Consider the following 24159-nt stretch of genomic DNA (forward strand, 5'->3'; position numbering starts at 1 on the left):
TTGAGGCTTTTTTCAGGAGTGAAACCTGCGCCCCAACGCATCCAGCCTTACCGCAATCGGCGGCAACTGCTCACTGCTGCGCGCCAGGGTTTCCACATCATCTGCGGTACTTTGCGCAATGCTCTGCACCGACTGCAAGCGCCCGACTATCTCCAGATTGGCCGAGGTCTGTTCGCGGGTGGTCGTTACGATTCGCCCGTTCAGCTCGTCGATATGCGCGATGTCGGCGCCCACGGCCTGCAACATGTCCACCGCCAGTTGGCTGTCCTCTACGCAACGCGCTACACCTGCCTGGCTGTCGTGCATGGCCTCGACGGCCTGGCGGCTGCCGTGTTGCAGGCCTTCGATGATCTGTTTGATTTCCTGGGTGGAAACGGCGGTGCGTTGCGCCAGGCTGCGGACCTCGTCGGCGACCACCGCAAAACCTCGGCCTTGCTCGCCGGCGCGGGCGGCTTCGATGGCGGCGTTGAGCGCCAGCAGGTTGGTCTGATTGGCGATGCTGCTGATCACTTCGAGTACCGAGCCGATCTGCTCGGCTTGCGTGGCCAGGCCTTGCACCGTTTCATTGGTGCCGTTGATGCGTGAGGCCAATTGGGTGATTTCATGCTGGGCGCGGCCGACACTGTCCTGGCCGCGTGCAATCTGTTGGCTGGCCTTGCCCGCGTGTTCCACGGCTTGTTCAACGTGCAGGGTAATGTGGCCGGTGGCGTCTTCCATGCGCTGCATTGAGTCGGTCATCTGGTTGATTTCGACCAGTTGATGGCGTGCACCTTTTTCCAATGTGCCGCTGGCGCTGGCCAACGCCTGGCCGAGTTGGCCGAGACCGTGGGAGTCGCGGGTCACGCCATCGATCAGGTGGGTGATCTGCTGCAGGAAGTGGTCGAAACGCTTGGCCAGGGACACATGCGCCTTGCCTTCACCCTGGGCGGTTTCTACCGTGAGCTGGGACGTCACGGCGAGCATTTTTTCCAGCATCTCCTGGCTTTCGACCGCCTCAGCCTGGCTATGAATGGCGAGGTAGAGCAGGGCGATCGTCTCCATCACTACGTAAAAGGCGTGTACGAACACCATGTTCCAGCCGCCATGATGGTCCATCACAAACACCGGGAAACCTTGATGCTGCAACGCGTGAAACACCACATGGTGGACGGCGATGGTCAGCGCCGCGACGAGAATCGGCAGCCAGTCGCGATAAAACGTCAGCACCGCCAGCAGCGCGAAGATACCGAAGTGCGCTTCGATCAAGCCCTGCGCCTGGTTGATATGCAGCGCGGCCATGACCATCAGGCCGGCGCCGAGCAAACAGCGCATCAAACGGGTGCCACCGAGGGCGCGATAAAGCAGCGTAAGCACCACGCTGGCGCCGCCGCCGACGAGCACGGCTTGCAGCCAGGTGTCGTGCCAGAAGGCCAGTCCCAGGGAGAATAGAAACATCAGCCAGATCAACGCCAGCATAATGCGATCGGCTTTGCGGTAGTGCTCCAGGAAACGGGCGCGTGCGGGCATTCACTCTTACTCCATGTGGTCGAGCCAGGAACAAAGCATGCGGCGTGCCACGATGGGCCGCCGGTAAAAAGCAAAGCAGGTATCAGGTTTTTTGCCGGATCAGCTGTAACAAATCGTTATCGGCAGTGGACAGTAAGACTTAAGAACGGCCGCCCGAGCGGGCGACCGAAAATACAAACAGGATCAGAAGCTATATTTGGCGGTCACCATCATATTGCGCGGTGCGCCGTAGGAGTCACCGCCATAGCTCACGGAGTTGGAGATGGACTGGTAATACGTGCGATCAAAGATGTTGTTGGCATTGAGCTGCAGGTCCAGATGCTGGTTGACCTTGTAGCCGGCCATCAGGTCGGTCACGGCATAGGCACCTTGCTTGAGGCGGTAAGTGCTGCCGTCCGCGACTTGGAAGTCGTTATACAGGCGGCTCTGCCAGGAGATGTTGCCGCCCACACGGAGCTTTTCCAGAGCGCCCTGGAAGTGATAGCTGGTGGTCAGTTTGAACAGGTGTTCCGGGACGTCGGTGTCGAACTGTTTGTTAACCTTTTGCGGGTTGGCGTCATCCTTGATGGTGTGGGTGCGCGCATAGGTGTAGCCGCCGCCAACTTGCCAATTAGGGGTCAATGCGCCCTGCAGTTCCATGTCGATACCCTGGCTGCGAATCTCGCCTGAGGCTACCGCGCAGGATGCCTGCGGGCAGTTCGGCACCACCACCGCCACGGCACGGTTTTCCTGGTCTACACGAAACAGCGCGACACTCGCATTCAATGCGCCGCCCAGGTATTCGCCCTTGATACCGACTTCATAGTTCTTGCCGACAATCGGTTTGAGCGGTGTGCCGGTGCTGTCCTTGTCACTCTGCGGGGTAAAGATGTCGCTGTAGCTGACATACACCGAGTGGTGGTCGTCCAGCTCGTAGATAAGACCGGCGTAGCGGGTGAGGTTGCGCGTTACATGGTAATCGCCATCGTTGCTGCCACGGGCATCGTAGTCATACCAGTCCAGGCGGGCGCCAAGTATTAGCTTCAATGGGTCGGCCAGGCTCAGGCGTGTGGTGAGGTAGACACCGTCCTGGGTGGTGACGTCGCGGTCGTTGGTGGTGTGGACGAAGTCCGGCTTGCCCGCCGTCAGTGGCCAGTTCAAGTTGTATGGGCTGTAGTTGTGGGTGGTCATGTCATAGATGCGGCGGCTGGCGCCGACCACCAATTCATGGGTACGTCCGAAGGCCTGGAAGGGGCCGCTGGCGAAGGCGTCGACGCCAGCCTGGTCTTCATCGTAAGAGGCCTGGTAGACCGTGCGCGCCAGGGTGTTGTTGACCCAGCGCGACTGATAGGAGCCCGAGAACAGTGCGTTCTGTTCGGCGTAGTTGGCGTTGATCTGCAGTTTCCAGTCGTTGGCCAGGCGCTGACGCAGCTCGGCAAACACCGTGTTGATCTCCTGGTCCTTGTTCTCCCAGGTGGTCCCTGGGTTGTAGGAGCGCGGCAGGTTCAAGTGATGGCCGTCCTGGCCAACCATCGAAGAACCCCAGAAGTAGTTGGTCTTGTCCTTCTGGTTCGAGAAACCGAGGGTCAAAGTGGTGTCTTCGCTCAGGTCTGCCTCGGTGACGGCATAGAACAGGCCATGGTCTTCCTTGGCTTTGTCGATAAAACCATTGGCGTCACGGTAAGAGGTCACGACCCGGCCGCGCCATGTGCCACTGTCATTGAGTGGGCTGGAGGCGTCCAGCTCGCCACGGTAGTCGTCCCAGCTGCCGGCGGCGCCGGTGAGAGTAACCTTTTGCTCATCCAGTGGCCGCTTGCGTATCAGGTTGATGGCTGCCGAAGGGTTGCCGGCGCCGGTCACCAAACCGGTGGCACCGCGCACGATCTCGACGCGGTCGAACATTGCCAGGTTCGGCTGGGCGCCGACTGAAACGCCGTTATAGCCGGTGGGGATGCCGTCATACATCAGGTTGTCGATGTCGAAACCACGTGAAGTGTAGGACTGCCGGCCAGGGCCACTGGAGAAATTCAGGAACAGCCCCGGCGTGGCTTTTACCACGTCGTTGATGCTGGTCATCGCCTGGTCGTCCATCCGCTGACGGGTAATGACCGTGACCGCTTGCGGGGTTTCACGCAGGGTAAGCGGCAGTTTGGTCGCGGTTGCCATCGAGCCGGTGGTGTAGGACTGGCTGCCTTCGGTCGTCGCACCGAGGACTTGCTCGGTGTTGATCTGCGTCGCACCTAACTCAACCACTTCGGGCGGTTGTTGCGCGTCGGCGGCGAAGGCCGCAGGTGAGGTGGCAAGACAAACCGCCAACGCCATCAAACTGGGTGTAAAAGTTTTGCCAACATGAAGTTGCACAGACATGAAACGGAGTCTCCCCTGAACGCCGTCCCTAGCGAATAATAAATCTGTTGATAATTATTCGCATTAGTGTGGCAGATTCGCCCGAAGCAAAAAAGCCTTTGGGGAGACATAGTTAACAAAAATTTCACATTTTCCAGGGTGGCATATGGCTAGAGCCCGTCACAGCTGGTCGGCGTCTATCACGGCCTTGGCAAATGCCGCCGGCGCTTCTTGCGGCAGGTTATGGCCGATACCGCCGCTCACCAGACGGAACTGGTACTTGCCGGTAAAGCGTTTGGCGTAGTCCTCAGGTAACGGATGCGGCGCACCGTTGGCGTCGCCTTCAAGCGTGATCGTCGGCACGCCAATGCTCGGCGACTGCGCGAGTGTTTGTTCCAGGGCAGCGTATTGCGCTTCGCCCTGCACCAGGCCCAGGCGCCAGCGGTAGTTAAACACGGTGATGGCCACGTGATCGGGGTTGTCCAGGCCTTTGGCGCTGCGTTCGAAGGTGGCGTCGTCAAAGGCCCACTTCGGTGAGGCGGTCTGCCAGATCAGCTTGGCAAAGTCGTGGGTGTTTTTCTGGTAACCGGCGGCGCCGCGTTCGGTGGCGAAGTAAAACTGATACCACCACTGCAATTCCGCTTTGGGTGGCAGCGGGTTTTTGCCGGCGGCCTGGTTACCGATCAGGTAGCCACTGACTGACACCAAGGCCTTGACCCGCTCCGGCCACAGCGCCGAGACAATATCTGCTGAGCGCGCGCCCCAGTCGTAGCCACCGAGCACCGCTTGCCGGATCTTCAGCGCGTCCATGAAATCGATCACGTCCTGGGCCAGCGCCGCCGGTTCACCATTACGCACGCTTTTATCCGACAGAAAACGCGTATCGCCATACCCTCGCGCATATGGGATCAACACGCGGTAGCCCTTGGCAGCCAACAGCGGCGCGACGCTGGCATAGCTGTCGATATCGTAGGGCCAGCCATGCAACAGAATCACTACCTGGCCATTGGCCGGGCCGACCTCGGCGTAGGCCACATCCAGCAGGCCAGCCTTGATGTGCTTAAGCGCCCCGAACGCCGATTGATGCTGCGCTGCCGGGGTTTGCGCTTCGGGCATCTCGGCATGGGCCATGCCCATGGCAGCCAATGGCGACAGGGCAAAGGCCAGGAAAAGTGGGTGGCGTTTCAACTGAGGGTGCATGGCGAGCCTCCTTGGGCTTGATGGGTGCCGGATGCTCAGTTGAACGCGAAGCTGTATCGGCTGTGTTTCAGGAATGGGCGCGGGTTAAACGCTGTGTATCGCGAGGGGCGCTATACACAGTGCGATACATAAACAATCGCTAGGCAAACACGATCTCATAGGGTTCACGCATCCGCTCCAGCAACTCCTGGGCGAGCATCGGCGCCAAACCGATCTCCGGGTCGCCGACCAATTGGCTGGCATAGGCATGAGTGGCGTGAAGTTTGCGCGCGACGCTCCAACTGTCCAGCCGTACCTTGCGCGCGCGATGCCAGGGGATCACCGAGCCTTCACGCAGCGGCCAGTGCCAGGCCCATATCGGCAGTTCATACAGGTGCGCGCCGGTGAGTTGGCAGGCTTTGGCGCTGGCGCGGCCGACCGCGTCATGGTCGTCCTTGCCGTCGTGGCGCCAGGTGGTGAACACCACGTCACCTGCTTGCAGGTAGCGTGCAATGAACTGGCTCATGGGCTGTTCGCGGGCGGCGAGGGCGTCGTCGCAAAAGCCGCCGCGAATCCACTTCAGGCTGTGCAGCGGCATGCCCAGGCGCCGCAGTGCCTCAGCGCTTTCCTGCGGCCGGATCACACTCAGGCGGCTGGCCGGCCAGGCATTCGAGCCTGGGTGGCTGGCGCTGCCATCGGTGATCGAGATCAATTGCAGCGGGTGGTTGAGGCTACTGAGCAGTTGCAATAAACCGCCACACGCCAGCACCTCATCGCCGGGGTGAGGCGCGATGACAACCACGCGCGCACCGCTTGGCACCAGCGAGGAGGGCTTGATAAAGGGGATTTGCGCCAACTGCGGCGCACTGTTCCAGATTTGCGCAGGGCCGCGACGGCCCTCGCTTAATGAGGCAGGTTTCATGGGTGTCACGTCCTTGTCGAATGATGCCGGGTCGTACCCCGTTGACGGGACGACGCTCTTTTTCTCAGCACAGGCTCCGCTGCGATGAACTGCGGCCATCCAACCCTGGATGACCAGCAAGGCGACTTCAGCATAGTCAAGGATTGGGCGTTTTTACATCTTGCAAGGTCGAAATTTTCAGGTGGCCTGCATCAAGCTCTTCAAATAATCACCAAAACCGCCTTGGGCGCGGCAGTCCAGGCGCGCACTGGTAATCACCTGGGGCGTGTGGCTCCAGGCGATGGAAGCGCCGCAGCGCTCCAGGTTGCGCACCAGTTGCACATCTTCGTGGCAAGCCAATGGCTCGAAGCCGCCGGATTGCACATACGCCGCGGCACTCACGCCCAGGTTGGCACCGTGAATATGCCGATGGCCGTCGCGGGCTTCGTAGGCTTGGGTGTAGCGGATCTGCGCCGCTGCGTCGAAGCCTTCGTTCCAGGCGTCCACCGTCACCGTGCCGCACACGGCATCGGCGCCCAAGGCCAGTTGCGCCACCAACCAGTCGGGGGCGACACGGCTGTCGGCGTCGGTGCAGGAGATCCAGCGTGCGCCCTGGTTCAACAAATGCCGTGCGCCCACCCCGCGCACATGCCCGACATTACGTGCCTGCACGTGTAGACACTGCACCGGATACGCCTGGGCAATCGCCGCGCTGCCATCGCTGCAGCTGTCGAGCACGGCCAGGATCTGCACAGGTTCGCCGAGCAAACCTGGGTGGCTGGCGGCAATCATCGCGGCCTTGAGGCATTCCCCCAACAGCGCTTCTTCGTTATGCACCGGGATCAAAATGCCGATCATCGCAAGCCCTCATGGGTGGCGACCGAGGTGCCGTCACGGCTCCACAGGTCGAGTAGAAAGTCACTTTCATGATGTTGGACGAGGTGGGCCATGCCCAGGCGTTGCGCGAGCATTTCGTGCACCTGTTCAGCCGTTTGCGGGCAGCCATCAATGCGCGGGCGCCAGTGGCAGGCGAGCAGTTGGCCGTTGTCGGTCAGTGCCTTGAGGGCGCAGTCGATCAGGCGCTGTAAATCGTCGGCGTCGAGGTAATAGCAAAGCTCGCTCAACACGATCAGTTCGAATTGGCCGGCCGGCCATTCCTGAGGTAAACGGCTTTGATGCACCTGGGCGTGGGCAAACCCCAGCAAACGGGTGTGTGCCAGCGCCACGGCAGCGGCGGCCGTGTCGCAACACACCAGGCGGTCGCAACGCGCAGCCAACTCGGCACTCAGCTCACCGTTCGCGCAGCCGGGTTCAAAGATCGACGTGTAATGGGGTCGGGTCAGCACGGCCAGGGTCAGGGCGCGCTTGCGCTGTTCATACCAGCGCTGGCGAAAAGCCCATGGGTCGTCATTGCCGGCGAACAGCTGATCAAAATAGGGCGTGGCCACGCTCATACAAACACCACTTCAAAAGGTTGCAGCAAACGCTCCACCACATAGGGTGCCAGCACCGGTGCCAGGCCCATCTGCGGGTCGCCTTCCAACTGGCTGGCAAAGGCATGAATGGCGTGGCGTTTACGCGCCACGGCTTCAGGTGTCAGCGCGATCTTGCGCGCACGGTGCCACGGTACCTGGCTGTCTTCGGGCGTTGCCCAGTGCCAGGTCCAAACGGGCAGCTCGTAGAGGGTTGCACCGACCGCCTGTGCCGCTTTGGCGCTGGCGCGGCCAACGGCTTCATGGTCGCAATGCCCGTCTTCGCGCCAGGTGGTGAACACCACATCGGTGGGCTTGAGATAGCGTTCTATGAACGCGCTCAACTCATCTTCACGGGCCGCCACCTGGCTGTCGGCAAAGCCTGCGCGCAGCCACTGCAAACTGTGCAATGGCAGGCCGAGACGGTGCAGGGCCTGGGCCGATTCCTGCGGGCGCACGATGCTCAAGCGCTCGACCGGCCAGCGCCGGGAGCCTGGGTGGCTGGCGCTGCCGTCGGTGACGGAAATCAGTTGGATCGGCCGGCCCAGCATGGCCAGGCCTTGCAACAGGCCGCCGCAGCCCAGCACTTCGTCGTCCGGGTGCGGAGCAATGATTACGGCCCGGTGCCCAGCAGGCACCAACTGCTCGACACTGATGTGCGGCAATTGGGCCATATGGGCTGAATCCTGCCATTGATGCAACGGCGTGCCCTGGCCAACGATCGGGTTGGGTTTCACAACAGCCACCTCCCTGTGGCTTCGTCCGCCACCAGCTTTCCCAACGCCGCCAGGTCGCGCTCGGCGTGGCTTTGGCGTACATACACGGGCAAGTCCGCCATCAACTGGGCGAAGTGCGGATCTTTGCAATACGGCCCGGCACCCACCGCGCGACCGACATGGTGCATGACCTGCTCGACCGTATCTTCGATGCACGCCCGTGCCTGTTGGGCCAACAGCTGCGCATTGGCGCGAGGGTCGCGGTCGATCTGCTCAGCGGCGTCGCGCAGTACACAGGCGGCGCTGTTGAGCACGCTGTCGACCGCGCCCAGATGCGCCAGCGCATGGGGTTCAGGACGTTGGCTGCACTGCGCGCGCAGCACTTCGGCCAGGCGTTGAGCGCCGCCATACCAGCACGCGGCGATACCGACGCCGCCGTGCCAGAAGCCCGGCCGTGACAGGTAGTCGCCCGGTTCGCCGACCGCGATGCCGTGAGCCCCATCAAAGATGATTTCGACACTGCCGGTGGCCGCCATGCCCACGGCGTTCCAGCCTTCGTGGGTGACGGTGACGCCGGGCTGGTTCATCTCGACCGCCACTAACTGTTGGCGGTCGTCTTCGTCCCAGGCCGTCAGCAAACCATGGCTGACCACCGCTGCGCCGGAACACCAGGCTTTACGCCCATCGACGATCAGACGCTGGCCGTCGCGGCGCACGCGCACCTTGGCCGTCGGCGGTTCGGCGGCCCACATGCCCCAAACACTGCCCAGGGGCGGCAAGGGGCTGTCGAGCTCGGCGATGATCGCGAGGGCATCGGTGTGGCCTTCGAACAGCTTGCACAGGCGCAGGTCATGACCTGCCACCTGCGCCAACCGGCTGAAGCGTTCAAGCGTCTGGCCGCTGCCGGGCAATGGCAGTTGGTCCAGGCCTTCCTCCTGAAGCGCCTTCAGTGCAACGCCCAGCGCCTGCGTGTCGGCGTAGCTGCGGTTGCCTTGAAGGAATCCATGCAGAGCCATTTCACACCTCGTCGTCGCGTTGCAGTTCGAACAGCAGCAGTGAGCGTCCGGTGACCGCGTACTCGTGCTCGAAATCAAAACGCTCCTGACCGCGCACTGCCGGGGCATTGGTATCGAGCATACAGGTCCAGAACTCACCCTGAGGCACTGGCGGCAGGCGGAAATTCACCATGTCGTGGTGAGCGTTGACCACCAGTAACAGGGTCGCATCACCGCCTGGGCGACGAATCCCGGTTTCCTGGGCGCGGCCGTCCATCAGCATGCCCAGGCAGCGGCCATGGCTGTCTTCCCACTGTTCGGTGCTCATCTCGTTGCCATCCGGCGCCAGCCAGGTGACGTCTTTTACGCCGATATCTTCGTTGTAGTCGCCGACCAGGAAGCGCCCACGGCGCAGGATCGGGTAGGCCAGGCGCAGCTTGATCAGGCGTTTGACGAACTTGAGCAGTGCCTTGCCATCGTCGTCCAGGTCCCAGTTGACCCAGCCGATCTCGCTGTCCTGGCAATAGGCATTGTTGTTGCCGTGCTGGGTACGCGCGAATTCGTCACCGGCCACGATCATCGGCGTGCCTTGGGCCAGCAGCAGCGTGGCAAAGAAATTGCGCATCTGGCGCAGGCGCAGCGCATTGATTTCCGGGTCTTCGGTGGGGCCTTCGACGCCGTGGTTCCAGGACAGGTTGTTGTTACTGCCGTCCTGGTTGTTCTCGTCGTTGGCTTCGTTGTGCTTGTCGTTGTACGACACCAGGTCGTGCAGGGTGAAACCATCGTGGGCGGTGATGAAGTTCACCGAGCTGTAGGGCCTGCGACCCCGGTGGTTGAACATCTCACCCGAGGCGGTCATGCGCCCGGCAAAGTCCGCCAACTGGCCGTCGTCGCCTTTCCAGAAGGCGCGCACGGTGTCGCGGAAGCGGTCGTTCCATTCCACCCAACCCGGTGGGAAGTTGCCCACTTGATAACCACCAGGGCCACAGTCCCAGGGTTCGGCGATCATTTTCAGCTGGCGCAGCACCGGGTCCTGGCGGCAAGCTACGAGGAAGCTGTGGCGCTCGTCGAAGCCGTCGCGGTAACGCCCAAGGATGGTCGCCAAGTCAAAGCGGAAACCGTCCACATGCATCTCGGTGGCCCAGTAGCGCAGCGAGTCGGTGACCATTTGCAGCACGCAGGGGTGACTCAAGTCCAGGGTGTTACCGGTGCCGGAATCGTTGATGTAGAAGCGCTTGTCGTCGGGCATCAGCCGGTAGTACGAGGCGTTGTCGATGCCGCGCATTGACAGGGTAGGGCCGCGCTCGTTGCCTTCGGCGGTGTGGTTGTAGACCACATCGAGGATCACTTCGAGTTTTTGTTCATGCAGGTGCGCGACCATCTCCTTGAACTCGGCGATCTTGCCGCTGGCCAGGTAACGCGGGTCGGGCGCAAAAAAAGCGATGCTGTTGTAGCCCCAATAGTTGGTCATGCCTTTTTGCAGCAGGTGCTGGTCGTTGACGAAGGCATGCACCGGCAGCAGCTCAACGGATGATACGCCGAGCTGGCGGATGTGCTTGAGCACGTCATCTTCCATCAACCCGGCGCAGGTGCCGCGCACCGACTCACCCACCGACGGGTGACGCATGCTGATGCCGCGCAGGTGGGTTTCGTAGATGATCGTGCGGTCCCACGGCACCCGTACCGGCTGGTCGTTGCCCCAGGTGTGGGCGGGGTCGATGACCTTGCACTTGGGCACAAAGGGCGCGCTGTCACGTTCGTCAAAACTGAGGTCGTCGTCCGGGTGGCCGATGGTGTAGCCGAACAGCGCTTCGGACCATTTGAGTTCACCCACCAGTTGTTTGGCATACGGGTCGATCAGCAATTTGTTGTGGTTGAAGCGGTGACCATTGGCCGGGTCATACGCACCGTACACGCGGTAGCCGTAAATCAGCCCGGGGTGGGCGTCGGGCAGGTAGCCGTGGAAGGTTTCGTCGGTGTATTCGGGCAGTTCGATACGCTCAAGCTCGACCTCGCCGGTGTCATCGAACAGGCACAGCTCGACCTTGGTGGCATTCGCTGAGAACAGCGCAAAGTTGACGCCCAGGCCGTCCCAGGTGGCGCCTAGAGGGAAGGGCAAACCTTCACGAATCCGCGACGGCTCATTTTCCGGCGTGGCTGGGTTGTTTTCGGGTTTGCTCATTAAAGTGCTCCTGCAAGGGTCTTTTTCGGGCCGAGCGCTACCGTGCCGACGGTTGCTCAGCTGACGCAATAAAAAGTAAAAAGGGCCGCCTGCCGACAGTGACGGCAGGCGGCGCGTGGGCTGTTAAGGCTTGGGCTTTTTCGGCGCCGCAGGCTTCTTCGCCGCTGGCGGTGCAGGCTTGCTGGCCGCCGGGGCCGGCGGCTTGGCTTTTGGCGCAGGCTTGGGCGCGGTTTTGGGCTTGGCCGCAGCTTTAGGTTTGCTCGGGGTCAACGCCTCGGCTTCCGCTAACTTGCGCGCCATCTCCCAGTGGCGTGCATCTTCACCGTGGGGTTTGCCTTCGGATTCCCAGATCTGATGCGCCAATTCGCGTATGCGTTTGTCTTCAGTACTCATCACAATACTCCTCACAGAAAATTTTCAGCTTTCTTGATCATCGGAATTGATAAAGACATTGACCGGGAAATCCCCCAGGGCAGCGCTGATCAACAGCTCCTTGTTTGGTGTGACTGCGCCTGTATGAAAAAGTCCCTTCCAGTTTTGTGTTGTGGTGGCGAACGGTAATTTCACCCGCGTATCGCCCCAAACCTGCGCATTGATGTGGGGTTGTTCACCTTTTTCCAGCAAGCGATGGGACCAACGTGGCACCACTACCAGCAGGTGTTTGCCTTGATACGTGCGGCAAAATGCGACGACGTGATCGGCGTGTTTGCCTTCCACTTCCAGCGCGGTGTAACTGCCGCGTTGGAAGAGTTCGGTATGGGCCTTGCGCACGGCCAACACCTGGGCAATCAGCGCCTGTTTGATACGCCCGTCGCGCCAGTGGGACAACAGTTCGCCGACGTCCGGTGGGTTGTTCAGCGCGTGTTGCCGTGCGTTGAAATCCACTGGGCGGCGGTTGTCCGGGTCTACCAGGCTGAAGTCCCAGAACTCATCGCCCTGGTACAAATCCGGTACACCCGGCACGGTGATGCGAAGCAAGGATTGCGCCAGGCCGTTGAGTGCGCCCGCCGGGGCGATGGCCTGGGCGGCGCTGGCGATGGCATTGCGTAACGTCGCACCGGCATCGCTGAGCAGCAGGCGTGACAGGAAGGCTTCGACCGCCTGCTCATAGGCTTCGTTGGGCGCGCTCCAACTGCTTTGCAACTTGGCCTCGCGCAGGGCTTTTTGCTGCCATTGCCACAGGCGTTGCTGGTAAGACTGCAGGTCCGGGTTGGTTTCCAGCGGCCAACTGCCGAGCAGCACCTGGTAAAGAATCAGCTCATCGCCCGCCGACGGGCTGTGTGCATCGTCGCGCAGCGGTGCGGCGAGACGGCGCCACTGCTCGACCTGTTCGACGTACCACGGCGCACATTCACTCAGTACCGCCAGGCGCGCCCGTGTGTCTTCGCCGCGCTTGTGGTCGTGGGTGGCGGTGGCCAGCAGGTTGTCGGGGAAAGTCTGCAAACGCTGCTGGTTGGCTGCGTGAAAGTCCGCCAGGGGGGAACTGAACTGTTCAGTGCTAAAGCCCACATCGTTACGCGACAGCAGCACCGCAGAGCGATAGAACGCGGTGTCTTCCACGGCCTTGGCAGCCGCCGGAGAGGTCAATTGCTGAAAACGCACGCAGGCATGCTTGAGCATCTTGCGTTCACGCCCGACCGGGCGGTTGCGCCACGGCTGGCCGCCCAGCCATTTTTCCAGGTGGTCCAGCACCGGCCAGTCGCCTTCGCCCAAGGTACTGCGCGCACCGGCCAAGGCCTGCAGGAAAAACACATCGTCATTGGCGCTGCGCCCACGGGCACTGATGTAGGTGCGGTACACCGGGAAGTGCACGATCAGTTCCTGCAAGGCGCGGCGGATCGCGCCCAGGGTCAGGTCGCGGGTCATCACGTCATCGCGCGCCACTTGCAGCAGGGCCTGGGCCACGCTCTCGAAGTCACCGGCCAGCGAGCCGTTGAGGATCTGCTGGCGAGCCAGCCAGGCTTCTTCGATAAAGGCCGCGGGCCGTTCGCTGTGGCGCGTCCACAACTCAGCCAGCGGCGCAAAGCCTGCCGGGTCGTGCTGTAACAGTGACAGCTGGTTCATGAATTCATAGCCGGTGGTGCCGTCCACCTGCCAGTCTTCGCGTAGGGTTTCGCCTTCACCGAGGATTTTTTCCACGAAGATCGGCAAATGCCGGTTGGGCGAGAGGGCGTCCACGCGCCGGCGCAACTTGCGGCAATACCCGCGCGGGTCGGCCAGCCCGTCGATATGGTCGATGCGCAGGCCGTCCACCAGACCTTGGCTGATCAGCTCGAAAATCTTGCCGTGGGTGGCTTCGAACACGGCGCTGCGTTCTACGCGCAGGCCGCCCAGTTCATTCACGTCGAAGAAGCGCCGCCAGTTGATATCGTCCGCTGCGGTACGCCAGCTGGCCAGCCGATACACCTGTTGTTCCAGCAAGGCATGCAAGTGCTGGAAGCCGTCTCGCTGGCGGCCATCAAACTCGGCCAGCCTGCTTTCGATAGCGTGCAGCACCGAAGCTTCGCTGGCGCGCTCGGCCAACGCGTGTTTAAGCCAGCCGGCTTCGGTGTAGGCGTCATCATCAACGGCGAGGGCGCTGAAACGCTCGGCCAAGGGTTTTAACACTTCGTCGCTGCCCAGGATCATGGCGTAGTCACGCGGGCAAATCGGGAAGCGGTGTTCGTAATGTTCGACGTAAAACCCGCCATGGTCGGCATCGAACTTGAGCAACAAGTTGCCGCTTTGCAGCGCGTCACCGTAGTCGCTGCCCAGAAACGGCATCAGCAACTGGCCCTTGAGCAGCGGGTCCGGCGAGTGCCACTGGATATCGAAAAACTCGCTGTAGGGGCTAAGGCGCCCCCATTCCAGCAGGTCCAGCCACCACGGGTTGTCGGCACCGCCGACGGCCATATGGTTGGAGACGATATCGAGGATCAGCCCCATGCCATGCTCGCGCAGCGCCGCTACCAGCCGGTGCAAGGCTGGCTCGCCGCCAAGCTCGGGGTTGACGCGGGTGGGGTCAACCACGTCGTAGCCGTGCATGGAACCGGCGCGCGCGGCGAGCAGCGGCGAGGCGTACAGATGGCTGATGCCCAGTTGGGCGAAGTAGGCCACCAGCGGGACGGCATCGTCCAGGGTAAAGCCTTTATGAAATTGCAGGCGCTGGGTTGCGCGCAGGGGTAATGCGTTCATCGGTCACGCTCATGGGCCTGGTTGCGCGCCACGGCCAGCAACTCCAGGCGGCGGGCGGCACTGTCGTTGTCGAGCAGGCTGGCGGCTTCACCGGGCAGGCGGCGGCGCCAATTGGGGTGAGTGTCGGTAGTGCCGGGCAGGTTGGCTTGTTCCTCGATGCCCAGCGCGTCTTCCAGCGGCAGCAGCACCAACGGCGCGCGGGTGTGGCCCAGGTAGCGCACGCTGGCGTCGATCATGTGGTCGGTGTCGTTGCGGATTTCATCGACGAAGTTCTGCGGGTCCTGGCTCAAGGCCTGGCGCAGCGCCTGGCGTTCGCGCAGGCGGTGTTCGCTCCATTGCTCCACGGTCGGTGCATCGATCAGGCCCAGTTGGATATTCCACTCGATATCGCGGCTGTGCCACCAGCCGTTGAGGGTTGGCAAGTCATGGGTGCTGGTGGTTGCCAAGGCGTCGTCCGGCCAGTCGAGGATCGGCTTGAAGTGGCCCTCGTGGTTTTGTTCAAAGAGCAACACGCGCATGCCCAGGATCGAGCGGCCGCTGAGTTTCTCACGCAGGCCATCGGGCACGGTGCCCAGGTCTTCACCGAGCACGATGGCCTGGTGGCGGTGGGATTCCAGCGCCAACAGGCGCAGCAGGTCATCCACCGGGTAATACAAATACGCGCCTTCGCGCGGCGTAGCGTCCATGGGGATGACCCACAGGCGTTGCAGGCCCATTACATGGTCGATGCGCAGGCCGCCGGCGTGAGCGAAGTTGGCCCGCAGCATCTCGATAAAAGCGCGAAAGCCATTGCGTTTGAGGCCTTCGGGGGAAAACGCCGAGATGCCCCAACCTTGGCCCGCGCGGTTGAGAATGTCGGGTGGCGCGCCGACGGTGAGGTTGGCGAGCAACTCATCCTGCCGACTCCAGGCCTGGCTGCCGCCGCCGTCGGCGCCCACGGCCAGATCAGCGATCAGGCCGATGCCCATGCCGCTGCCACGCGCGGCTTGTTGCGCGCGCTCCAGGCTGCGTGCGATCAGCCATTGGCTGAAGGCGAAATAGCCGATCTCATCCGCATGCTCGGCGGCAAATTGCGCCAGCGCCGGGCTCTGTGGCGTGCGCCAGGCTTCGGGCCAGTGGCGCCAGTCGAGGTCTTCACCGGCGACGGCGCGCACGGCCTGTATGGCTTCGAAGCGACAGTGGTTTTCCAGCGCTTCGCCACCGGCCTGGCGAAAGCTCAGGAAATCGGCGTGTTGCGGGTGCTGGCCGTGGCGGAAATCTTCATACAAGGCGCGCAACAGGCGCTGCTTGGCGCGGGCGGCGGTGGGCCAGTCGATCAAGCTGAGTTGTTCCAGCTCGTGCAGCTCATCCGTGAGGTCCAGCGCGTCGATGGCGTTGCGCACTTCGCGCTCGCCAAGGATGCAGGCGGGCGAGGCATACAGGCTGTTGAGGAACAGGCGGCTGGACGGTGAGTAGGGGCTGTAGCGCTCGGTGTCGGCGCTGAACATGGCGTGCATCGGGCTGATGGCCAGCGCGTCGGCGCCGCGTTCGGCGGCGCTGCGCACCAAGTGCTCCAGCGCCAGGGTGTCACCGAAACCGCCGTCACCCAGGCGGCGCAGTGCATACAGTTGCGCGCTCAGGCCCCAGGCGCGGGCGGGTTGGCTGTCGACCGCTTCAGCGACGCTGTAGCAATGGGTAGGGGCCACGGCCAGGGTGAAGGTTTGGTCGTCGATATGCACCTGGTGATAACCCAGCGCAATCACGCCGGGCAGTTCGGCATTGCCATCCAAACGCAACTCCAGGGTTTCGCCCTGTTCCAGGCTGACGCGGCACGGTGTGTCCGGGGCGAAGTAACGCGCAAGGTCCAGGCCCGCGCCGGTGTCCACGGTCATCAGCGGCGGCAGGTGCTTGTCTTGTTGCACCTGTTCCATTTCGAGCAGGCTGGCATCGATCTCGGCGTCGGTATCGGCCGGGTGGCCCAGGCCTTTGAGGACGGCCCGCAAGGCGGCAGGTTTGACATGTTGCGGGCGGCCGTTTGCGTCGATCCAATCGACGGCCAGGCCCGCGCGGCTGGCGAGTATTTCCAGGTTCGCTTCGCTCAAGGGTGCTCTCCAACAGGGGATAAGGCGACGCGCGCGCTGAACGGCGCCAGTTGCGCGCCCTCATGGGCAGACGTCTCGAATAGCAGGTGCGGCGGCGCCGGGTGATCCAGCGGCGTGGCGCCCAGGTTCAGGTCAATCTGCAACACGGCGCCGTTGCTCAGGCGCCAGCGCGCGGTGACGGCGCCGTCGGCCAGTACCTGTGCGCCGAGGGCTACGCTGCCGGGCAAGTGCGGCACGATATGCAGGTGGCGCAGGTTCAGCAGCTGGCGGTACAGCTGCGCGTGTGCGTTCTCGGTGAATAAGGGCGCTGACTGCAGAAACGTCGGCAGCGCATTGGGATCGGGGATATGTTCGCGCCGTTCAGGGTCTTTGAACGCGGCGAAGTCGGCGAATTCGTTGCGCCGACCTTCGCGCACGGCTTCGGCCAGTTCACCGTGGTGATCGGTGAAAAACAGGAACGGTTGCTCGGCGTTGACTTCATCGCCCATAAACATCAGCGGAATCATCGGCGACATCAGCAGTAAGGTGGTGGCCGCTTTCAGCGCCTGGGGCGAGCACAGCTGGTGCAGGCGCTCGCCCAGGGCGCGGTTGCCGACCTGGTCGTGGTTCTGCAAAAACGCCACGAAGGCGCTGGGTGGCAGGTCGCCGCTGGGCTCGCCGCGTGCGTGGCCATGGCGGGTGGTGTGGCCTTGGTAGATAAAACCTTCGCCCAGGCAGCGCGCGAGTTTCTCGGTAGGGTTTTGCGCGAAGTCGCTGTAGTACGCATCCGTTTCGCCGGTGAGCAGCACGTGCAGCACGTTATGGAAGTCATCGTTCCACTGCGCATCAAAGTCGTACTTGAGCAGGCTGGCCTGGTTGAGTTCGTTTTCCAGTACCAGCCAAACGTGCCGGCCGGTATCCACCTGCTGGCGTACCCTGTGCGCAAGTTGTTTGAGGAAGTCGGGGTTGTCGATCGCGTGTACCGCGTCCAAGCGCAGGCCGTCGAAGCGGTACTCGAGCAACCACATCAGTGCATTGTCGAGGAAGAAGTCGCGCACCTCACGGCGATCAAAATCAATCCCGGCGCCCCAGGGCGTGTGCACGTCTTCCTCAAAGAAGCCTTGGGCATACTGGCCCAGGTAATTGCCGTCGGGGCCGAAGTGGTTGTAGACCACATCCAGGATCACCGCCAAACCGTGTTCGTGGGCACTGTCGATCAGTGCCTTGAGTTGTTCGGGGGAGCCATAGGAGGCTTGCGGGGCGTAGGGCAGAACCCCGTCGTAGCCCCAATTGCGCTCGCCGGGAAACTGCGCCAACGGCATCAGTTCAATGGCGGTAACGCCAAGTTCAGCCAGGCGTGGCAGCTGTTTTTCAACGGCTGCATAACCGCCCATTGCGCCCACATGCAGTTCGTAGATAGCGGCTTCATGCCAAGGGCGACCTTGCCACTGGCTGTGTCGCCATTGATAGGCGAGGGGATCGACGACGATGCTCCAACCGTGTACGTCAATAGCCTGAGCCCGGGACGCGGGGTCGGGAACGTCGTGTTCGCCGTCGATGTTATAGCGGTAACAAGTGCCCGCCGGGCACTTGGTTTCTACCTCGAACCAGCCATCTGCCTGGGGCAACATGGCGATGGACTTGCCGTCTTGCAATTCAACGCTGACATAAAACGCGTCTGGCGCCCACAAGGCAAAACGCGTGTGTTGCGCGTCCAGCATGATTGCGCCGTGGGGCCAGGTTTCCAGAGTCCTTGACGGCATCTATGAAGACCTCCCTTTTTTTGAAACAAAAACTAAAAATTACTTCGTGGGTTTCCCCAGCGCCTTGGCCACCAGTTGCTCATAAAGCTCGGCGTAGGGTTCCACCGCCTGGCACCAGTTGAACGGTTGGGTCATGGCGCGGCTGCGCATGGCATTAAGCAGGCCTTTGTTGGCAAATACCCTGAAGGCGCGGCTCAGCGCCTCTTCATAGCTTTCAACCGTGGACTCGTTGAACAGAAAGCCGGTCACGCCATTTTCGATGGTGTCCGCCAAGCCGCCGGTATTGCGTGCCACCGGCAGCGAGCCGAAACGCTGGGCATACATCTGGCTCAGGCCACACGGCTCATAGCGCGAAGGCATCAGCAGGAAATCGCTGCCGGCGAACATGCGCCGTGCATCGGTTTCGTTGAAGCCGATGCGCACCCCGACCTGGCCAGGAAAGCGCAGGGCCAGTTCGCGCATGGCGTGTTCTTCCTCCGGCTCGCCACGGCCGATGATGGCGATCTGGCCACCGTTCTCGACAATAAAGCTGCTGACCGCTTCGGTCAGGTCCAGGCCTTTTTGGTACACCAGCCGTGATACCACCGCGAACAGCGGGCCGCTGGACTCGTGCAGGCCGAACAGTTCGCGCACATGGGCGGCGTTCACCGCCTTGCCTTCCCAGTCGCCAATATTGAAGTTATGGGTCAAGTGTGTGTCGGTGGAGGTTTCCCAGCTTTCATCGATACCGTTGGGTATCCCGCTGAGCAGGCCTTGCTGGGTCTTGCTGGCGAGGAAACCATCGAGGCCACAGCCGAATTCCGGGGTGGTGATTTCCTGGGCGTAGGTCGCACTCACGGTGGTGATATGGCTGGAATATGCCATGCCCGCCTTGAGGAACGACATTTTGCCGTAGAACTCCATGCCTTCCTGTTGCAGGGCATGGGGTGGAATGCCCAGTTCCGGGGTCGACGCCAGGCTGACCACACCTTGGTAAGCGAGGTTATGAATGGTGAACAGTGTGGGGGTGCGCGACCCACGCCAGTGCATATAAGCCGGCGCCAGGCCTGCGGGCCAGTCATGGGCGTGCACCAGGTCCGGGCACCAGTGGATCTGCGCCAGGTTGGCAGCCATGTCGGCGGCGGCCAGGCCCAGGCGGGCGAAGCGAATATGGTTGTCCGGCCAGTCGCGGCCGTTGTTGGCGCCGTAGGGCGTGCCTTCACGCTCGTAGAGCTCAGGGCAGATCAGCACATAGATGACCAGGCCATCCTTGAGGTCCATGCGCCCGATCTTGCACGGCGGCAGCGCCGCGTGGCCGCCCAGTTCGCCGATGATATGGATCGGGTTGTCGCTTTCCATCACCTGCGGGTAACCCGGGATCAGCACGCGTACATCGTGCAGGTGCGCCATGGCACGGGGCAGGGCGGCGGAAACGTCGCCCAGGCCGCCAGTTTTCACCAGGTCGGCGAATTCGGAGGTCACAAACAAGACTTTCTTACGATTAGGGTTCTGACTCACGATCGGCCGCACAGTGTTGGGCAGGTCGGCCAACGAAGTCGGTCCCCCTGCCGGCTGACTAAAACGCTCTCCCTGAGTATCGACTGCAGCACTGATCATTGTTCTCTCCTACATGTTTGGTCGGCTGATGGCCCGCTGCCACCGGCTCCGATTGGCCACATCCTGCGGCCAGGCGCACAAGCACTGTACAAACTGGCAAGGCGTATGCCAGTTGTACCCATTGCGAAAAAAGAGTGGATGGACGGGCATTCGGCTGAATCGCCTGCGCTCGTCTCCCTTAAAAACTTGACCTGCGGCAGAGTTGTAAAGTTTCGATTTTTTGCGGGGTTTTTGTTTTGGAACGGACCCATCGGTCATGAGTCTAGGACAGATCCCAGAGCCTGCAGGGTTTGTAGGTGTTTTTTGTAGGACAAAAAACTTGTAACGATATGCACAGTTCGAAACTGTTGTGATTTTGCGAGAACGGCGGGGCAATAGTGGCTAATGGCCTAGGTGTGGCGAGCAGGGTTGTTGTGGTGAGCAGGCTTGCCCTGCGTTGGAGCGCGCAGCGCTCCCAAATGGCCCACTCGGTACATCAGATAGATCGGGTGTGCTCATTATGGGGCTGCTGCGCAGCCCAACGCAGGGCAAGCCTGCTCGCCACAACAAGCCCACATGCCACAACAAGCCCTCCTGCCACAACAAGCCTGCTTGCCAAGACAACCCTGCTTGACATACCGCTTACAGGCTATGAATCGGCGCCCCGCTGGCCCAGGCCTGAATGTTCTCGATCATCTGCTGATAAAACTGTCGGTAATTTTGTTCACTCACATAACCGACGTGGGGCGTCGCCAGCACGTTGGGCAAGCGCCGGAAGGGGTGATCAGCCGGCAGCGGCTCTTCGCTATAGACATCCAGTGCGGCCCCTGCCAGTTGCCCGGCGGATAACGCCTCGATCAGCGCCTGCTCATCCACAATCGGCCCGCGTGAGGTATTGACCAGGCGCGCGCTTGGCTTCATCCAGCCCAGCGCCTGTGCATCCACCAGGCCACGACTGCGCTCGCTGAGCACCAGATGCACGCTAAGAATGTCGGCCTGCTCGAACAGCTCGCGCTTGCTGACCCAGCTTACACCCGCCTCGGCAGCACGCTCCGGCGTGAGGTTCTCGCTCCAGGCAATCACGCGCATGCCAAATGCCTGGCCAAACTGCGCGACTTTCTGGCCGATGCTGCCCAGCCCGAGAACCCCCAGGGTTTTGCCATACAGGTCACCGCCCAGCCCGACCTGCCAGCCGCCGGCCCGCAGTGAGTTGGCTTCGGCCAGCAGGTTGCGGGTCGAGGCCATGATCAGCGCCCAGGTTAACTCCGGTGCCGCCTGCTTGTAGCTGTCGGTGCCGCACACCTGGATGCCCAGGGCTTTAGCCGCGGCGATGTCGATGGCCGCGTTGCGCATGCCGCCGGTCACCAGCAGTTTCAGCTTGGGCAGGCCTTGCAGCAGGGCCTGATCGAAGGTCGAGCGCTCGCGCATCACACAAATCACGTCGAACGCCTGCAAACGTTCGACCATCGTGGCGGTATCGGCGGGGTAGTCGTGCAGAAAATGCACCTGGCCCACCGACGCCAGTGCCGACCAATCCACCACACCACTGGCCACATTCTGCCAATCATCAATGACTGCGATCTGTACCGACATTCACGAGTGCCTCGAAAAAGGTTGGATTAAAGGGCGTTCAGCCCCTGTAACAGTGCTGTATTAAACTGCGCCGGTTCTTCCATTTGCGCTGCGTGGCCCAGGCCTGGGAACTCCACCAGCGTCGCATGGGGGATCAGCTTGGCCGCTTGCTTGCCGAGCACGTCGTAGTGACCGAGCCTGGCCTTGACCGCCGGCGGCGCGATATCGCTGCCGATGGCGGTGGTGTCGGACGTGCCGATCAACAGCAGCGTGGGCATCTGCAAGTCCTTGAACTCGTAGTACACCGGCTGGGTGAAGATCATGTCGTAAATCAGCGCCGAGTTCCACGCGACCTGCGTATGGCCGGGGCCTTTGTTCAGGCCGGCAAGCATATCGACCCAACGGTCGTACTCGGGCTTCCAGCGCCCGACGTAATAGGTATTGAGTTCATACTGGCGAATGCCGTCGGCGCTCAGTTTCAACTCGCGCTCATACCATTGGTCGACGCTGCGATAAGGCACGCCCAGGGCTTTCCAGTCTTCCAGGCCGATGGGGTTGACCAGCCCCAGTTGCTCGGTTTGCGTGGGATACAGCAGTGCATACCGGGTGGCGAGCATACCGCCGGTGGAGTGGCCGATGATTGTGGCCTTCTGAATGCCGAGTTTTTCCAGCAGTTGATGGGTGTTGATCGCCAATTGCTGGAAGCTGTATTGGTAGTGGTCAGGCTTGCTGGACGTGCAAAACCCGATCTGGTCCGGCGCGATCACGCGGTAACCCGCTTCGCTCAGGGCTTTGATCGAGTCTTCCCAGGTGGCGCCACAAAAGTTCTTGCCGTGCATCAGCACGACGCTGCGGCCATTGGCGGTGCCTTTGGCGGGCACGTCCATATACCCCATCTGCAGGGTTTTGCCCTGGGACTGGAAACTGAAGTGTTCGACCGGATAAGGGTATTGAAAGCCTTGCAGCTCCGGGCCGTAGGTCGGCCCTTCGGTGGCGGCAAAAGCGGGCAGGCCAGCGATCAACAGCAGGCTTGCGGCGCACAGAGAACGGATCGGCGTCATGGGTCAGGCTCCAGGAACAGTGCCCGGATGCTCTGACGAGGGGATTAAGCGAGGATTAACGGTGGCGCAGCGGCCTCGCTGCGCCCCGACGCAGGAGGGTTTAATACGCCAATAAACCCTGCATCAATGCCTGGTGAAAACGTTCGGGTTCTTCCACCTGTGGCGAATGGCCAAGGCCTTCGAACTCCACCAGCTTGGCATTGGGAATCAACTGGGCGACGTGCTTGCCCAGGGTTTTGTAGTCACCGAGCTTCGCCCTGACTTCAGGTGCGGCCAGGTCGCGGTTGAGGGCGGTGGTATCGGCGGTGCCGATCAACAGCAGCGTCGGCACCTGCAGGTCCTTGAACTCGTAGTACACGGGCTGGGTATAGATCATGTCCCAGATCAAGGCGGAGTTGCGTACCACTTGGGTGTGACCCGGGCCGTTAAAGAGCCCGACGAGCATATCGACCCAACGGTCATAGGCCGGCTCCCAGCGGCCGCCGTAATAATTGTCCTGTTGATACTTGCGCACGCCCGCGTAGGTGAGCTTGCGCTCTGATTGCGCCCATTGTTCGAGCGGGCGGTAAGGCACGCCCAAGGCTTTCCAGTCTTCCAGGCCGATAGGGTTGACGAGCCCAAGCTGTTCGGTTTGTGCTGGGTACATCAAGGCATATCGGGTGGCGAGCATACCGCCGGTAGAGTGGCCCAGCAGCGTGACTTTTTTGATGCCCAGTTTTTCCAGTAACTGGTGGGTATTGTTGGCCAGTTGCTGGAAGCTGTATTGGTAACCTTCGGGCTTGCTTGAGGTGCAAAAGCCAATCTGGTCGGGGACCACCACGCGAAAGCCATCCGCGCTCAGCGCCCTGATCGAGTTGTCCCAGGTGGCGCCGCAGAAATTCTTGCCGTGCATCAATACGATGGTGCGGTTCAGGGGCTTGCCCGTGGGCGCGACGTCCATGTAGCCCATCTGCAGCGACTGGCCCTGAGACCTAAACTTGAAGCGTTCGACCGGATAAGGGTATTGGAAACCTTGCAGCTCGGGGCCGTAGCTGTCGTCTTTGCCGGTGGCGCAGCCGGTAAGGGCCGTAACCAGTAGCAAGCTCGTGAGAAATAGCGTGCGCGTCGGTCGCATGGTGTGCTCCGTAGTGAAAAAAACGGAGGCTGTCGGCACAGGATTAATCGAGGATTAATCCTGTGTACCGAACGACAGACACAGCTTATTCCTACGCCAAAAGCACCTGCCACTGACAGTTGTTACGGCTTCGCCAAATGGTTCAGCGTCAACGCTGCCAGCACGGCGTAGCGGGCGCCTTTGGCCAGCGTGACCAGCAGCACAAAACGCCAGAACGGCTCACGCATGACCCCGGCCACCAAGGTCAGTGGGTCGCCAATAATCGGCACCCAACTGAGCAGCAGCGACCAATGCCCCCAGCGTTGATAGTGGCGGCGGGCTTTTTCCAGGTGCTTGGGGCTGACCGGAAACCAGCGCCGCGCCTTGTAGCGCTCAACCGATCGGCCCAGCCACCAGTTGACCACCGAACCCAACACGTTGCCGACCGTGGCGATCACCAGCAGCCCCCACAGGCTGTAGTGCCCGCTGAGCAGCAGGCCGACCAGCACGGCTTCCGATTGCAGCGGTAGCAGGGTGGCCGCGCCAAAAGCGGCAAAAAACAGCCCGAGGTAACCGACGAACATT

18 protein-coding genes are annotated in these 24159 nt (G+C 61.7%); all 18 read right to left on the minus strand.

The genetic code is table 11. From position 1 onward, the window contains the following. Positions 1-12: 12 nt before the first annotated feature. Positions 13-1506: a methyl-accepting chemotaxis protein gene (locus tag K0H48_RS30945; RefSeq protein ID WP_219267757.1), complete on the minus strand. Its 1494-nt coding sequence runs from the start codon at positions 1504-1506 to the stop codon at positions 13-15. A 183-nt stretch (positions 1507-1689) separates the two neighbouring features. Beyond that, on the minus strand, positions 1690-3852 hold the full coding sequence (locus tag K0H48_RS12915; protein WP_219267758.1) for a TonB-dependent siderophore receptor: 2163 nt from the start codon (positions 3850-3852) through the stop codon (positions 1690-1692). Positions 3853-4011: 159 nt separating this feature from the next. Then, on the minus strand, positions 4012-5031 hold the full coding sequence (locus tag K0H48_RS12920; protein WP_219267759.1) for an alpha/beta fold hydrolase: 1020 nt from the start codon (positions 5029-5031) through the stop codon (positions 4012-4014). 139 nt (positions 5032-5170) lie between these two features. Continuing rightward, positions 5171-5932: a PIG-L deacetylase family protein gene (locus K0H48_RS12925; RefSeq protein ID WP_219267760.1), complete on the minus strand. Its 762-nt coding sequence runs from the start codon at positions 5930-5932 to the stop codon at positions 5171-5173. Positions 5933-6109: 177 nt separating this feature from the next. After that, positions 6110-6769: a glycosyltransferase family 2 protein gene (locus K0H48_RS12930; protein ID WP_219267761.1), complete on the minus strand. Its 660-nt coding sequence runs from the start codon at positions 6767-6769 to the stop codon at positions 6110-6112. After that, the gene (locus tag K0H48_RS12935; RefSeq protein WP_219267762.1) at positions 6766-7365 is read right to left on the minus strand and encodes an SAM-dependent methyltransferase; all 600 of its coding nucleotides are present in this window, start codon (positions 7363-7365) and stop codon (positions 6766-6768) included. The genes K0H48_RS12930 and K0H48_RS12935 overlap by 4 nt, the downstream gene beginning before the upstream one ends. Next, the gene (locus K0H48_RS12940; protein WP_219267763.1) at positions 7362-8120 is read right to left on the minus strand and encodes a PIG-L family deacetylase; all 759 of its coding nucleotides are present in this window, start codon (positions 8118-8120) and stop codon (positions 7362-7364) included. Before K0H48_RS12940 ends, K0H48_RS12935 begins: the two co-directional genes overlap by 4 nt. After that, a complete protein-coding gene (locus tag K0H48_RS12945) occupies positions 8117-9115 on the minus strand; it encodes an acyl-CoA dehydrogenase family protein (protein WP_219267764.1) in 999 nt (332 codons plus the stop codon). Before K0H48_RS12945 ends, K0H48_RS12940 begins: the two co-directional genes overlap by 4 nt. A 1-nt stretch (position 9116) precedes the next feature. Continuing rightward, a complete protein-coding gene (glgX, locus tag K0H48_RS12950; protein WP_219267765.1) occupies positions 9117-11276 on the minus strand; it encodes a glycogen debranching protein GlgX in 2160 nt (719 codons plus the stop codon). Between the two features lie 123 nt (positions 11277-11399). Next, the gene (locus K0H48_RS12955) at positions 11400-11669 is read right to left on the minus strand and encodes a DUF2934 domain-containing protein (RefSeq protein ID WP_017138916.1); all 270 of its coding nucleotides are present in this window, start codon (positions 11667-11669) and stop codon (positions 11400-11402) included. 24 nt (positions 11670-11693) lie between these two features. Beyond that, positions 11694-14450 (minus strand): malto-oligosyltrehalose synthase, encoded by a 2757-nt coding sequence (locus K0H48_RS12960; RefSeq protein WP_219267766.1) that lies wholly within the window; start codon positions 14448-14450, stop codon positions 11694-11696. Beyond that, entirely contained in the window at positions 14447-16531 is a 2085-nt protein-coding gene (gene malQ / locus K0H48_RS12965) for a 4-alpha-glucanotransferase (protein WP_219267767.1), read from the minus strand. Before malQ ends, K0H48_RS12960 begins: the two co-directional genes overlap by 4 nt. Further along, positions 16528-18273 (minus strand): malto-oligosyltrehalose trehalohydrolase, encoded by a 1746-nt coding sequence (treZ, locus tag K0H48_RS12970; protein ID WP_219267768.1) that lies wholly within the window; start codon positions 18271-18273, stop codon positions 16528-16530. The genes malQ and treZ overlap by 4 nt, the downstream gene beginning before the upstream one ends. Positions 18274-18312: 39 nt before the next feature. Further along, a complete protein-coding gene (gene glgA / locus K0H48_RS12975; protein ID WP_219267769.1) occupies positions 18313-19869 on the minus strand; it encodes a glycogen synthase GlgA in 1557 nt (518 codons plus the stop codon). 621 nt (positions 19870-20490) lie between these two features. Continuing rightward, positions 20491-21441: a D-2-hydroxyacid dehydrogenase family protein gene (locus tag K0H48_RS12980; RefSeq protein WP_219267770.1), complete on the minus strand. Its 951-nt coding sequence runs from the start codon at positions 21439-21441 to the stop codon at positions 20491-20493. Positions 21442-21467: 26 nt separating this feature from the next. After that, positions 21468-22481 (minus strand): alpha/beta fold hydrolase, encoded by a 1014-nt coding sequence (locus K0H48_RS12985; protein WP_219267771.1) that lies wholly within the window; start codon positions 22479-22481, stop codon positions 21468-21470. Between the two features lie 100 nt (positions 22482-22581). Further along, positions 22582-23595, minus strand: coding sequence for an alpha/beta fold hydrolase (locus K0H48_RS12990; RefSeq protein WP_219267772.1), 1014 nt, complete (start codon positions 23593-23595; stop codon positions 22582-22584). Positions 23596-23717: 122 nt separating this feature from the next. Further along, positions 23718-24158, minus strand: a complete 441-nt coding sequence (locus tag K0H48_RS12995; protein WP_219267773.1) for a YqaA family protein — start codon at positions 24156-24158, stop codon at positions 23718-23720. Position 24159 lies beyond the last annotated feature (1 nt).

This window comes from Pseudomonas sp. Xaverov 259 (assembly GCF_019352915.1).
Taxonomy (GTDB): Bacteria; Pseudomonadota; Gammaproteobacteria; order Pseudomonadales; family Pseudomonadaceae; genus Aquipseudomonas.

What these genes read in the sequence shown, in the direction of transcription:
- K0H48_RS30945 (WP_219267757.1), bottom strand. Translation starts at nt 1,506, where the DNA reads ATGCCCGCACGCGCCCGTTTCCTGGAGCACTACCGCAAAGCCGATCGC.
- K0H48_RS12915 (WP_219267758.1), bottom strand. Translation starts at nt 3,852, where the DNA reads ATGTCTGTGCAACTTCATGTTGGCAAAACTTTTACACCCAGTTTGATG.
- K0H48_RS12920 (WP_219267759.1), bottom strand. Translation starts at nt 5,031, where the DNA reads ATGCACCCTCAGTTGAAACGCCACCCACTTTTCCTGGCCTTTGCCCTG.
- K0H48_RS12925 (WP_219267760.1), bottom strand. Translation starts at nt 5,932, where the DNA reads ATGAAACCTGCCTCATTAAGCGAGGGCCGTCGCGGCCCTGCGCAAATC.
- K0H48_RS12930 (WP_219267761.1), bottom strand. Translation starts at nt 6,769, where the DNA reads ATGATCGGCATTTTGATCCCGGTGCATAACGAAGAAGCGCTGTTGGGG.
- K0H48_RS12935 (WP_219267762.1), bottom strand. Translation starts at nt 7,365, where the DNA reads ATGAGCGTGGCCACGCCCTATTTTGATCAGCTGTTCGCCGGCAATGAC.
- K0H48_RS12945 (WP_219267764.1), bottom strand. Translation starts at nt 9,115, where the DNA reads ATGGCTCTGCATGGATTCCTTCAAGGCAACCGCAGCTACGCCGACACG.
- glgX (WP_219267765.1), bottom strand. Translation starts at nt 11,276, where the DNA reads ATGAGCAAACCCGAAAACAACCCAGCCACGCCGGAAAATGAGCCGTCG.
- K0H48_RS12955 (WP_017138916.1), bottom strand. Translation starts at nt 11,669, where the DNA reads ATGAGTACTGAAGACAAACGCATACGCGAATTGGCGCATCAGATCTGG.
- K0H48_RS12960 (WP_219267766.1), bottom strand. Translation starts at nt 14,450, where the DNA reads ATGAACGCATTACCCCTGCGCGCAACCCAGCGCCTGCAATTTCATAAA.
- treZ (WP_219267768.1), bottom strand. Translation starts at nt 18,273, where the DNA reads ATGCCGTCAAGGACTCTGGAAACCTGGCCCCACGGCGCAATCATGCTG.
- glgA (WP_219267769.1), bottom strand. Translation starts at nt 19,869, where the DNA reads ATGATCAGTGCTGCAGTCGATACTCAGGGAGAGCGTTTTAGTCAGCCG.
- K0H48_RS12980 (WP_219267770.1), bottom strand. Translation starts at nt 21,441, where the DNA reads ATGTCGGTACAGATCGCAGTCATTGATGATTGGCAGAATGTGGCCAGT.
- K0H48_RS12985 (WP_219267771.1), bottom strand. Translation starts at nt 22,481, where the DNA reads ATGACGCCGATCCGTTCTCTGTGCGCCGCAAGCCTGCTGTTGATCGCT.
- K0H48_RS12990 (WP_219267772.1), bottom strand. Translation starts at nt 23,595, where the DNA reads ATGCGACCGACGCGCACGCTATTTCTCACGAGCTTGCTACTGGTTACG.
- K0H48_RS12995 (WP_219267773.1), bottom strand. Translation starts at nt 24,158, where the DNA reads ATGTTCGTCGGTTACCTCGGGCTGTTTTTTGCCGCTTTTGGCGCGGCC.